The sequence below is a fragment of the Nonomuraea aridisoli genome, from assembly GCF_003236395.1.
Classification (GTDB): domain Bacteria; phylum Actinomycetota; class Actinomycetes; order Streptosporangiales; family Streptosporangiaceae; genus Nonomuraea; species Nonomuraea aridisoli.
In genome coordinates this window covers 1-10,857 of record NZ_POUD01000296.1, presented here as the reverse complement: position 1 = coordinate 10,857, position 10,857 = coordinate 1, and the positions used below count along the sequence as shown (strand labels likewise).

Here is a 10,857-nt window from a genome sequence, read left to right as displayed (position 1 = left end):
GATCAGGGAGGCGGTGGGGGTGCCGTTGCCGGCCGGTGAGCGGGACGACGTCGAGCGGATCGTCGCGCGGCTGCGGGACCGGCTGGGCGAGGAGGCGTTCGAGCGGGCCGTCGCGTCAGGACAGCGGGAACTCGGCGAACACCTCCCAGGCCCCCTCCGGAGAGGGCCCCGCGTACAGCCGGCCGCCCAGCGCCTCCACCCGCTCGGCCATCCCGACCAGCCCGAACCCGCCGCCCAGCCCGGCCAGCCGCGGGTCTGAGCCGGAGCCGAAGTTCCGCACCCGCAGCACCACACCGCCCTCGTGGCGGCGCAGGGACGCCTCGACCCAGGCGGTGCGCGGCGCGTGCTTGCGCACGTTCGTCAAAGCCTCCTGCAACACCCGGTGCACGGTCGTCATGACCTCCGGCTGCAGCGTGCGGTCGTCGAGGCCGGGGCCGATCTCGAATGCCACCTTCGGCCCGTCGGCGGAGAACCGGTCGGTCATCATGCGCAGGTCGGCCAGGGTGACGCCCGGCGTGCGGGTCGCGTCGTCCTCCGTGCGCAACACCGTCACCATGCGCCGCATCGACGTCAGCGCCTCCGACCCGGCCGTCGCGATCGCGTCGAGCGCCGGCGACACCGCCTCCGGCTTCGTCTCGGCGACCGTACGCGCGGCCTGGGCCTGGACCACGATGCCGGTGATGTGGTGGGCGACCAGGTCGTGCAGCTCCCTGGCGATCTCGAGGCGCTCGGCCCTGCGCACGGCGTGCACCGCCTCCACCCGGCGCTCCTGCTGGAAGCGCAGGTATCCGCCGATCCCGGCGGCCGTCGACCAGCCCACGAACAACATGAACGCGAACGCCAGGCCGGAGCCGTTGTAGTCGCGCGCGACCGCCTCGGACATCAGCACGACCAGCGCCACGAACGTCAGGACGACCGCCCGGCGCACCGGCTCCACGTTGCGCAGGACGCCGACGAGCAGGATGAGCAGCGCCCCCGTCTCCGCCGCGCCCGGCACCCCCCGGAAACCGGTGATGCCGACCAGCAGCGACGTGGCGAACGACAGGGCCAGCATCACGGCGAACCCGCCCAGCCGCCACCTGCGCCGCAGGACGACGGCGACCATGCCGACCGCCCCGCACACCGGCACGACCCACTGCAGCGTCCCGACGACCACGCCGAGCAGGGCGTCCAGCAGCAGCATCATGGCCAGGCAGCCGAGCATGGCGATCTCGCCCAGCCGCCGGACCCAGTACACGATGCGCTTGGAGTCGGCCACGGTGTCGAGCCTAGGCCGCGAGTCGTACCGCTCGTATCCACCGTTCGGCCGAAGGGGGCGGCCGCGAACCCGCCCTTCAGGGGAGGCGGCGGCCCGAGGCCGTCGCGGATGCTGGAGAGGTCGGAAGGAGAGGGACATGTGGGCCATCGGAATCGTGTTGCTGGTCGTCGGAGTGCTGCTGGCGCTGGCCGACCCTGTGCTGCTCTCCCGTACGGACGCCTGACGACCCGGGCCCGCGATGTGCAGGGCGCGCGGGTCCGGGCGGGGCCGCCGGGGGACGGCGGCCCGGGGAGCGGCCCGCGGCTCGGTGGGGACCGGGGCGCGGGCCGGCTTCCACTAACGTGTGGTGTATGAGCAACGGTTTTGAGACCCTGGCCATCCACGCAGGTCAGGAGCCCGACCCGCTGACCGGCGCGGTCGTGCCGCCGATCTACGCCACGTCCACCTACAAGCAGGACGGCGTGGGCGGCCTGCGTTCCGGATATGAGTACAGCCGCTCGGCCAACCCGACCAGGACCGCGCTCGAAGCCGCGCTGGCCGCCGTGGAGGGCGGGGCGAGAGGGCTCGCGTTCGCGTCGGGGCTCGCCGCCGAGGACACCCTGCTGCGCACGGTGTGCAGGCCGCAGGACCACGTGATCATCCCCAACGACGCGTACGGCGGCACGTACCGCCTGTTCGCCAAGGTGCACGAGGCCTGGGGCCTGCACTACGACCCCGTGCCGCTGCACGACCTCGACGCCGTGGCCGCGGCCATGACGCAGAAGACCAAGGTCGTGTGGGTCGAGACGCCCACCAACCCGCTGCTCGGCATCGCCGACATCGCCGCTCTGGCGCAGCTCGCCCACGACAACGGCTCGCTGCTGGTCGTCGACAACACCTTCGCCTCGCCGTACCTCCAGCAGCCGATCGCGCTGGGCGCCGACGTGGTCGTCCACTCGACCACGAAGTACGTCGGCGGCCACTCCGACGTGGTCGGCGGCGCGCTGGTGGCCGCCGGCAGCGGCCTCGGCGAGGAGCTCGCCTACCACCAGAACGCGATGGGCGCGGTGGCCGGGCCGTTCGACTCCTGGCTCACGCTGCGCGGCCTGAAGACCCTCGGCGTCCGCATGGACCGCCACTGCGACAACGCCGAACGCGTCGTCGACCTGCTGCTCGCCCACCCGCGCGTGACGGAGGTGCTCTACCCGGGGCTGGGCGAGCACCCTGGCCACGAGGTGGCCGCCAAGCAGATGAAGAGGTTCGGGGGCATGGTGTCGTTCCGCGTCGCGGGCGGCGAGGCGGAGGCCGTGGAGGTGTGCAACCGGGCCGAGCTGTTCACGCTGGGCGAGTCGCTCGGCGGCGTCGAGTCGCTGATCGAGCACCCCGGCCGCATGACGCATGCCTCGGCCGCGGGCTCGCCGCTGGAGGTGCCCGCCGACCTGGTGCGCCTGTCGGTCGGCATCGAGACCGTCGACGACCTGCTCGCCGACCTCACCCGCGCTCTGGGCTAGGAGCCCGGCACCACCATCAGGAAGAGGATCACCAGCCAGATCACCGACACCAGTCCGCTGATCGCGGCGATCCGCCCGTTCTGCACCTGCGCGTCGTCCTCGGCGCTCTCACTCGTGAGGGCGCGCAGGGCGGCGCGCAGGTCGCGGTCGATGATGACCAGCAGCACGGCCGCCACGATGAACAACGTCATCGAGGCCGTCATGTACCACTCGCCGAGGATCCCGCCGCCCATCACGATGCCGAGCACCAGGCCGAAGACGAAGACCCCCAGGGCGCCGATGCTGTAGATCCTGGTCGTCCGCTGGATGAACTGCAGCGCGGGGACGTTCTTGTTGCGGATGACGCGCGGCGCGGCCATCGTCGCGGCGGTGACCGGGCCGATCGTGAAGATCGCGAACCCGATGTGCAGCCAGAGAAGCAGGTCCATGCCGCTAGAGACTAGTCGCCGACGATCTCCCTGGGAGACTCGACACTCTCTTTGCTCTCCGCGGAGCTACGCATGCACAGCTCCGTGCTCACCACCGCGAAGAGCATGAACATGATGAGGAGAACTGTGGCAATCATGAGAACTACTGCTTCCCCGATACAGCCGCAAATATCGTCCTTAATGACTAGACGCTCTGTGACCGGCTGAGTTCAGGCGCGGGTATGGTTGGGTGCCGTCGCAGTTTCCACACTATTTGGGCGACCGTTTTCGGGGCGCAAGGGGGTGCCGTCCGTGGCCATCAGACACGTCGAGCCGTACACCGATGAGTGGCTGCACCAGCCGACCTGCTACGTGCGGCGGGTCGTCGGCCTGCTCGGGTCGGAGGTCGCGGACTGGTGGGAAGGGCCCTGTGACCCGCGTGACGCCACGGTGAAACTCACCGACGGCACCGCGCTGGTGTGGGACGAGGAGAGCGGCTGGCGCCTCGGCACCTTCGTCTCCGGCGGCCCCGGGCAGCACACCGAGCTGACGGGCGTGCGCTACCTCGGCCACGGCCTGCTGCCCAGGCCCGAGCGGGTGCCCCAGGCGCTGCAGGACGCGCGGGCGGGCGTCGGCGCGAGCTCGGCCTGGCGGCCCTGCTACCGCTCCCACCGCAACTGCCGCGACGGCTTCGACGTCGCCCTCGACTTCTACTCCCGCCTCGTCGACGCCTGATCCTCCAGTACCAGCAGGACGTGACCGTCGTCGGTGACGCCCGCGCGGCGGAACCCGTGGCGCTCCAGCAGCCGCACCGACGCGGTGTTGCCCTCGTGCGGATCGGCGTGCAACGGCCGGTTGGCCTCCTTGCCCAGGAAGAGCTCCAGCGCCCGTGTGCCCACCCCGCGGCCCCAGAACTCCCTGCCGAGCCAGTAGCCGATGAACCGCCGCTCGCCCTCCCACCAGGCCACGACGTTGCCCGCGAGCTCGCCGCCCACCATGACGGCCTGCACCAGCACGGTCGGGTCGCCGAGCACGCGGGTCTTCCAGTGAGCGATGAACGCCTCCCGCTCCCGGGGCGGGAACCTTGACCGCCGCACCGCCTCCGGATCGTGCTCCTGCGCCAGGAACACCTCCAAGTCGCCCTCCACCACGTCACGCAGCCTGATGTCCTCCATGGCAGGCGAGTCTGGCAGCCGCCACCGACAGAATCGGCTCGTGGCCGAGCTCAGGGCGTCGGCGGCGGAGGAGCCGGAATGCGACGGGTACCGGCTGAGCGGCCGCCACGAAGAACCGCTGGGAAGCTGCGGGGGTGTCGACGGTCCCCGGCCTGACCGGCCGCCCGGGGCGACGTACCACCTCGACGGCCGGTTCGTCACCGACGTCGAGGGCTTCTACTGCGCGCTCGGCGAGGCGGTCGACGGGCCGGGCGGGTACTTCGGCGTCACCTTCGACGACCTGCTGGAGCTCCTGGGAGAGGACCACGTCGAGGCCGAGCGTCAGCGGGCGCGGCGCAGGCGCAGGAAGTCGCTGACGACGTACTCGCCCAGGCGTTCGGCGCTGGGGGAGAAGACGCGGCCGCCGTTCCTGCGGGCCACCTCGTCCACGAACTCCTTCAGCCGCTCGTCGGCCGCCAGCATGAAGACGTTGATCGTGGCCCGCCGCCGCGACATCTTGTCGACCTCGGCCAGCGTCAGCTCCAGCGTCTCCCGCGACGGCGGCCACTCGAACGCCGAGCGGCCGTTGCGCATGAGGTGAGCGGTCGGCTCGCCGTCGGTCACCACCAGCACCACCGGCTCGAAGTCGGGGTGGCGGTCGAGGTGGCGGCCGGCGATCAGCAGCGCGTGGTGCAGGTTGGTGCCCTGCACCATGTCCCAGTCGAGACCCGCCAGCTCGTCGGGCTGCAGCACCCTGGCGTAGTTGGAGAAGCCGATGATCTGCACGGCGTCCTGCGGGAACTTCGAGGCCACCAGCGCCTGCAGGGCCAGCGCCGTCTGCTTGGCCGCCGCCCACGTGCCGCGCAGCGCCATCGAGTACGACAGGTCCACCAGCAGGCAGACGGCCGCGGCGCTGCGGCGCTCGGTCTCGGCCACCTCGAAGTCGTCCACCGACAGCCGCACGCCGACGCGTTCGCCGGTGGTGACGCCGCCGCCGCGCACGCCGTTCACGAGTGTGCGCACCACGTCGATGGGCTGCTCGTCGCCGAAGCGCCACGGCCGCGACGAGCCCGTGAGCTCGCCGGCCGAGCCCGCGTCGTGCTGGTCGTGGTCGCCGCGGCGGCCGGCGTCGAGCGAGGAGAACACCCGGCGCAGCGCCGTCTCGCCCAGGCGGCGCACCGCCTTGGGGGTGAGCTCCAGCTTGCCGCGGCGCCGCAGCAGGTAACCCTGCTCCTCCAGCTCGCGTTCGATGCGCTTGAGCGCCTCCAGGTCGTCCACGGCCGAACGGCCGAGCGCACGGCGTACGGCGGCCTCGTCGATGTCGTCGAGCCGTGCGCCCGGGTAGTCCTGGCGCAGGGCGGACTCCAGCTGCGAGAGGTCGGCCAGCTCCTCCAGTGCCGTCACGGCGTCGCCCATGGACAGCGGCTCGTCGCCGGTCATGCGCTCGGGCGCGTTCCAGGCCAGGTCGGGACGGCGGGCGTAAAGGGCCTCGCCGAGGCGGCGCATCTCGTCGGACAGGCCCGCCTGCTCCAGGGTCTGGTTGATGAGGCCGGACAGCTCCTCGCGCTGGCGCGGGGTCATCGAGGCCAGCATGCGCTGCGTGGCGGCGGCGCGGCGGGCCAGGATGTCGACGAGCTCGTCGAGGTTGCGCGGCTTCTCGGGGAACAGGTCACCATAGTTCCCCATGAAGGCGTCGAAGTCTTCTTGGGTGTGTTCGCCCCGGGAGTCCTTGTCGAGCATGTCGTTCAGGTCCGCCATCATCTGCCGGACGCGTTCCATGGCCTCGGGGTCGGGGTTGGCCAGAGCGTCGCGCAGGCCCCTGAACTGGCTGTCGAGCACCTCGCGGCGCAGCAGGTCGCGCAGCTCCTCGAATGTCTGGCGCGCCGCCGCCGAGCGCCAGTCGTACGTGCTCAGCTCCTGGATGGCGCTGGCGGTGTCGTCCGGCAGCGCGTCGAGCCCCGCCTCCCGCAGGCGCGCGTCGTCGGACGGGTCCGGGAACAGCTCCGCGCGTTCCTGACCGATCGCCTTGTCGAGCAGCGCCCTGGCGCGCTCCAGCGTGCCGTCGAGCCGCCCGCTCTCGCGCAGGTCGCGCCGGCGCCGCCGGACCTCCCTGAGCATGTCGTCGAGGCCACGGCGCTCCTGCGCGCCGGGCAGGCCGCGCTTGAGCAGGTCGCGCAGGGCGTGGACCGGCGTCGAGCCCGACAGGATGGCGTCGCCCATCTCGTCGAGCGCCGCGCGTACGTCGTAGGGAGGGGCCAGAGGGTCGGGGCCGTCGTGGAACTCTCCATAGCGGAAGGCCATCACGAAACCACGCTAACCCGAGAAACGCTCCCATGTGCCCCCGGAACGGCTCACGCGTCCCCGAAGACCTCCCAGACCTGCTCCAGGGAGTCGACCTCCGGGGTGTAGTCGACCTTGACCAGCACCGGGTGGCGCAGCTTCGACAGCGCCTCGGTGAGGTCGTCGGCGGAGCACTGCTTCTTGCCGAGGCCGTCCTGGTCGGCGTTCACCGGCCGGCCGGTGAGCCAGCCGTCGCCGCACTTCGCCGTGGTGCGGAAGAAGACCGTCGCGTACGTGTAGCCCAGCTTGACCTGCTTGCCACCGGACGAGAACAGCACCGACCTGTCGTCCACCCGCTGGATCGTGCCCTGCGCCGTCTTCAGATCGGGCCAGTCGGGGACCAGGATCTCGTTGATCCGGGTGGCCTTCCCGTCGCGGTGCTCGGCGCGCACCGCCACCGGGCCGCGCTCCAGCTCGGTGGCCAGGTCGGACGGCTTGCACGCCGTACGCCCCAGGCCCCTGTCGTCGAGCGCGACCTGCCCCTCGGTCTCCTTCAGGTCGCACGCCACCGTGACCCGCCCGTACGTGGCCGAGCCGTAGTCCAGCCGCAGCTCCTTCGCCCCCGCGGTCGGCGCCAGCCGGTAGCCGGAGAAGCCGCCCTCGTGCTTCTCGAAGGTCTCCGACTTGGGCACGACCCGCAGGCGGCCCTCGCCGTCGGGCCAGGCGTAGCCGTAGACGACCTGGGCGGAGGCCGAGGCCGCCGGAGTGGTGGGCGCGGACATGACCGGCGCGGCACAGCCGCTCACGGCCAGCGCGGCGACGGCCGCGGCGCAGACGAACGAACGCATGGACGGTCTCCCCCGAGATCGGTGATCAGTCATCCCTTTTGACGCGGGAGACCGCCCATATGTTTTCACGTGCGGTAAACGCTCACTCCGTCGACGTCCTCCTTCGACAGGCGCCGCATGAGGTAGAGCCCTTCGAGTGCGAACTCCAGGGCGGCGGCGGCGTGACCGGGCGACTCCTCGCCCGCGCCCATGCCGAGCCGCGACATGACCTTGGCCAGGCCGGTGACCGGGCCCATGCGGTGCAGCAGCTCGGCGGCCGGGACGAGCTCGCCCGACTCGACCTGGTTGCCCTCGGAGAACTTGTCGATCACCGCCGACAGGTCCATGCCGCCCAGCCGGTTCCTGAACGTCTCGGCCGTGGCCCGGCGCAGCAGGTGGGCCAGGATCTCGGTCTCCCTGCCCTCCTCGCTGACCTCGAACTCCACCTTGCCCCGCAGGCTGTGGACGACGCAGGCGAGGTCGACCACGCGCGCGACGGCCTGCTCCTCGCCCGCGATGGCCGCCCGGCGCACCGCCGAGGCCGCCGCGGTCTCGGCGGCGGCGATCGAGAAGCGGGCCGACACGCCGGAACGGGCGTCGACGGCCGTCGACTCGCGCACCAGCCGGGTGAACCGGGCGATCACCTCGACCAGGTGCTCGGGGATGTCGGCCCCGATGTCCGGCATGGACTCCTGGCGGATGAGCCGCAGCTCGTCCTCGACGGTCAGCGGGTAGTGGGTGCGGATCTCCGCGCCGAACCGGTCTTTCAGCGGCGTGATGATCCGGCCCCGGTTGGTGTAGTCCTCGGGGTTGGCGCTGGCGATGAGCAGGAGGTCGAGAGGCAGCCGCAGGTTGTAGCCGCGCACCTGGATGTCGCGCTCCTCCAGCACGTTGAGCAGCGAGACCTGGATGCGCTCGGCCAGGTCGGGCAGCTCGTTGACGGAGAAGACACCGCGGTTGGTGCGCGGGACGAGGCCGTAGTGGACCGTTTCAGGGTCACCGAGCGTGCGCCCCTCGGCGATCTTGATCGGGTCGACGTCGCCGATCAGGTCGCCCACGGACGTGTCGGGCGTGGCGAGCTTCTCGCCGTAGCGCTCGTCGCGGTGCTTCCACGCGATCGGCAGGTCGTCACCCATCTCCCGCGCCAGCGCCTGGCAGCGTGTGCAGACCGGTGCGTACGGATGATCGTTGATCTCGCAGCCTTCGACGATCGGCGTCCATTCATCGAGCAGGCCCGTCACGGTGCGGATGAGCCGGGTCTTGCCCTGACCGCGCTCGCCGAGGAGCACGAGGTCGTGCCCGGCGAGCAGCGCCCGCTCCAGGTGTGGCAGGACGGTGTCGTCGAAGCCCACGATGCCGGGAAAGCGTGGCTCACCGGCCCGCAGCTTGGCCAGCAGGTTTTCCCGGACCTCGGCTTTGACGGTGCGATGAACGTGGCCGCTCTCTCGCAACTCGCGGAGAATTCGTGGCTGATGCACGGAACCGAGACTACGTCCCCCACGAAGAATGTGGCAGGGAGTTTCGCACCTGGCGGAGATTTCGGATCTTGACTATTAGGTGACGGTTCGTGTGCGTGCTTGTCCGCTTTGTGGGGAGAATCGGGCCTAGGGAACTTGGACATGACGAGGAGGCGAGACGCGTGGCCTTGATGACAAGCCGCTTCGCCGACGGCCTCGCCGTGGGTTCCGACCTGGTGGAGGCCGCGGAGAACGCCGTCGGTCAGGCACTGTCGAGGCTCAGCGGCCCTGCCGACTTGGTCTGCTTCTTCATCTGCGGCGACGATCCCGACGACGTCGCCCGGGCCGGAGAGGCCGCGATGAAGCTGGCGCCCGAGGCGAACGTGATCGGCTGCAGCGCCACAGGAGTGATCGGCGACGGGCAGGGGGTCGAGCTGACGCCCGCTGTCAGCGCCTGGGCCGCGACCTTGGACGGGGCCCGGTTGACGACGTTCGCGCTGGAGACGCTGACGGCCGAGGACAGGTTCGTGGTGGTCGGGCTGCCCGAACGCGGCCCTGACGACCACGTGGCGATCCTGCTGACCGATCCGTACAGCTTTCCGACCGACGCCTTCGTGGAGCGCTCGGTCGACGTCCTGGGAGACCTGCCGCTGGTAGGAGGGCTGGCCAACGGGTTGCAGGGACGCGGGTCCGTACGGCTGTTCGCCGACGGCGAGGTCCACACCGAAGGCGCGATCGGCGTGCTGATCAGCGGCCCGGTGAAGATCAGCACCGTGGTCAGCCAGGGCTGCCGCCCGATCGGGCCGAGCATGGTCGTCACCGCGTCGGAGGACAACCTGCTGCTCGAACTGGCCGGCCAACCGGCGCTGGCCCGCCTGGAGGACATCGTCACCGAGCTGGACGAGGACGACCGGGAGCTCGTCGCCGCCGGCCTGCAGATCGGCCTGGCCATGGACGAATACGCCGAACGCCACGAACGCGGCGACTTCCTCATCCGGGGCGTGATCGGCATCGATCCCGAACGCGAGGCCGTGGCCATCGGCGACATCGTCGAGGTCGGCAGGACCGTACGCTTCCAGGTTCGGGACGCCGCCACCGCCGACGAGGACCTCTACGACCTGCTCGACGCTCACCGCGAGGAGATCGGCAAGGTGGACGGCGCGCTGCTGTTCTCGTGCAACGGGCGGGGCTCGGCCATGTTCGGCACGGCCGACCACGACGCGATCGCGGTTCGCGACACGCTGGGACCCGTGGGCGTGGCGGGCTTCTTCGCCGCCGGCGAGGTCGGCCCCGTCGCCGGGCACAACCACGTGCACGGCTTCACCGCCTCCGTCCTCGTGTTCTCCAGCGCCGCGGACGGGCCATGATCCCGTCCGGTACGGCGGGCCGCCCGTGATCCTCGCGATCGACATAGGCGGGACCAAGATGGCCGCCGGGCTGGTGACCCGCGACGGCACGGTGGTCACCTCCAGACGCGCCACCACCCCCCAGGGCGCCGACGCCGAGACCCTGTGGCGCACCCTCACCGACCTCATCGCCCCGCTCGGCGGCGACGTCGAAGGGGTGGGCGTGGGCTGCGGAGGCCCCATGACCTGGCCCGACGGCGAGGTCTCCCCGCTGAACATCCCCGGCTGGCGCCGCTTCCCCCTGCGCGCCCGCCTCACGGCCCTCTTCCCCGGTCTTCCGGTACGCGTCCACAACGACGCCGTCTGCCTGGCCATCGCCGAACACTGGAAGGGCGCCGGACAGGGCACCCGGGACATGCTCGGCATGGTGGTCTCGACAGGCGTGGGCGGCGGCCTCATCCTGGGCGGCCGCCTGGTGCATGGCCGTACGGGCAACGCCGGCCACATCGGCCACGTGGTGGTGGAACCGGACGGCGGTCCCCGGTGCGGCTGCGGCGGCCACGGCTGCCTCGAAGCGGTAGCCCGCGGCCCCGCCCTGACCACCTGGGCTGTCTCTTATACACTTCTCCGAGCCACCG

General features: G+C 71.2%; 11 protein-coding genes. 4 read left to right on the top strand and 7 right to left on the bottom strand.

The window, feature by feature from the left end; genetic code table 11:
* Positions 1-115: 115 nt before the first annotated feature.
* A complete protein-coding gene (locus C1J01_RS40875) occupies positions 116-1,258 on the bottom strand; it encodes a sensor histidine kinase (RefSeq protein WP_111184419.1) in 1,143 nt (380 codons plus the stop codon).
* Positions 1,259-1,608: 350 nt separating this feature from the next.
* On the opposite strand from C1J01_RS40875, the gene C1J01_RS40870 reads away from it, so the two are divergent.
* Entirely contained in the window at positions 1,609-2,748 is a 1,140-nt protein-coding gene (locus C1J01_RS40870) for a cystathionine gamma-synthase (RefSeq protein WP_111184418.1), read from the top strand.
* Here the strand turns inward: C1J01_RS40870 and C1J01_RS40865 are convergent.
* Together C1J01_RS40865 and C1J01_RS53330 are read right to left on the bottom strand one after the other, a co-directional pair.
* On the bottom strand, positions 2,745-3,176 hold the full coding sequence (locus tag C1J01_RS40865; protein ID WP_111184417.1) for a hypothetical protein: 432 nt from the start codon (positions 3,174-3,176) through the stop codon (positions 2,745-2,747). The genes C1J01_RS40870 and C1J01_RS40865 overlap by 4 nt on opposite strands.
* A gap of 11 nt (positions 3,177-3,187) precedes the next feature.
* Positions 3,188-3,313, bottom strand: a complete 126-nt coding sequence (locus C1J01_RS53330; RefSeq protein WP_268958793.1) for a hypothetical protein — start codon at positions 3,311-3,313, stop codon at positions 3,188-3,190.
* Between the two features lie 154 nt (positions 3,314-3,467).
* Between C1J01_RS53330 and C1J01_RS40860 the strand changes: the two genes are divergently transcribed.
* Entirely contained in the window at positions 3,468-3,890 is a 423-nt protein-coding gene (locus C1J01_RS40860) for a DUF6292 family protein (RefSeq protein WP_235854997.1), read from the top strand.
* Here C1J01_RS40860 and C1J01_RS40855 read toward each other — a convergent pair.
* From C1J01_RS40855 to C1J01_RS40835, 4 genes are all read right to left on the bottom strand, one after another.
* Positions 3,866-4,330, bottom strand: coding sequence for a GNAT family N-acetyltransferase (locus C1J01_RS40855; protein ID WP_111184415.1), 465 nt, complete (start codon positions 4,328-4,330; stop codon positions 3,866-3,868). The two genes, C1J01_RS40860 and C1J01_RS40855, sit on opposite strands and share 25 nt — an antisense overlap.
* Before the next feature lie 321 nt (positions 4,331-4,651).
* A complete protein-coding gene (locus tag C1J01_RS40845; RefSeq protein WP_111184413.1) occupies positions 4,652-6,610 on the bottom strand; it encodes a vWA domain-containing protein in 1,959 nt (652 codons plus the stop codon).
* A 50-nt stretch (positions 6,611-6,660) separates the two neighbouring features.
* Positions 6,661-7,437: a hypothetical protein gene (locus tag C1J01_RS40840; RefSeq protein WP_111184412.1), complete on the bottom strand. Its 777-nt coding sequence runs from the start codon at positions 7,435-7,437 to the stop codon at positions 6,661-6,663.
* Between the two features lie 65 nt (positions 7,438-7,502).
* Positions 7,503-8,894, bottom strand: coding sequence for a sigma 54-interacting transcriptional regulator (locus C1J01_RS40835; protein WP_111184411.1), 1,392 nt, complete (start codon positions 8,892-8,894; stop codon positions 7,503-7,505).
* 170 nt (positions 8,895-9,064) lie between these two features.
* Here C1J01_RS40835 and C1J01_RS40830 point away from each other — a divergent pair, with 170 nt between their 5' ends.
* Both C1J01_RS40830 and C1J01_RS40825 read left to right on the top strand, forming a co-directional pair.
* Positions 9,065-10,240 (top strand): FIST signal transduction protein, encoded by a 1,176-nt coding sequence (locus C1J01_RS40830; protein ID WP_111184410.1) that lies wholly within the window; start codon positions 9,065-9,067, stop codon positions 10,238-10,240.
* Positions 10,241-10,265: 25 nt separating this feature from the next.
* On the top strand, positions 10,266-10,857 hold a 592-nt coding region (locus C1J01_RS40825), incomplete at its 3' end, for an ROK family protein (RefSeq protein WP_146615903.1).

Excerpts from the sequence above, each read along its gene's own strand:
- C1J01_RS40845 (WP_111184413.1), bottom strand. The coding sequence starts at position 6,610 with ATGGCCTTCCGCTATGGAGAGTTCCACGACGGCCCCGACCCTCTGGCC.
- C1J01_RS40865 (WP_111184417.1), bottom strand. The coding sequence starts at position 3,176 with ATGGACCTGCTTCTCTGGCTGCACATCGGGTTCGCGATCTTCACGATC.
- C1J01_RS40830 (WP_111184410.1), top strand. The coding sequence starts at position 9,065 with ATGACAAGCCGCTTCGCCGACGGCCTCGCCGTGGGTTCCGACCTGGTG.
- C1J01_RS40855 (WP_111184415.1), bottom strand. The coding sequence starts at position 4,330 with ATGGAGGACATCAGGCTGCGTGACGTGGTGGAGGGCGACTTGGAGGTG.
- C1J01_RS40840 (WP_111184412.1), bottom strand. The coding sequence starts at position 7,437 with ATGCGTTCGTTCGTCTGCGCCGCGGCCGTCGCCGCGCTGGCCGTGAGC.
- C1J01_RS40870 (WP_111184418.1), top strand. The coding sequence starts at position 1,609 with ATGAGCAACGGTTTTGAGACCCTGGCCATCCACGCAGGTCAGGAGCCC.
- C1J01_RS53330 (WP_268958793.1), bottom strand. The coding sequence starts at position 3,313 with ATGATTGCCACAGTTCTCCTCATCATGTTCATGCTCTTCGCGGTGGTG.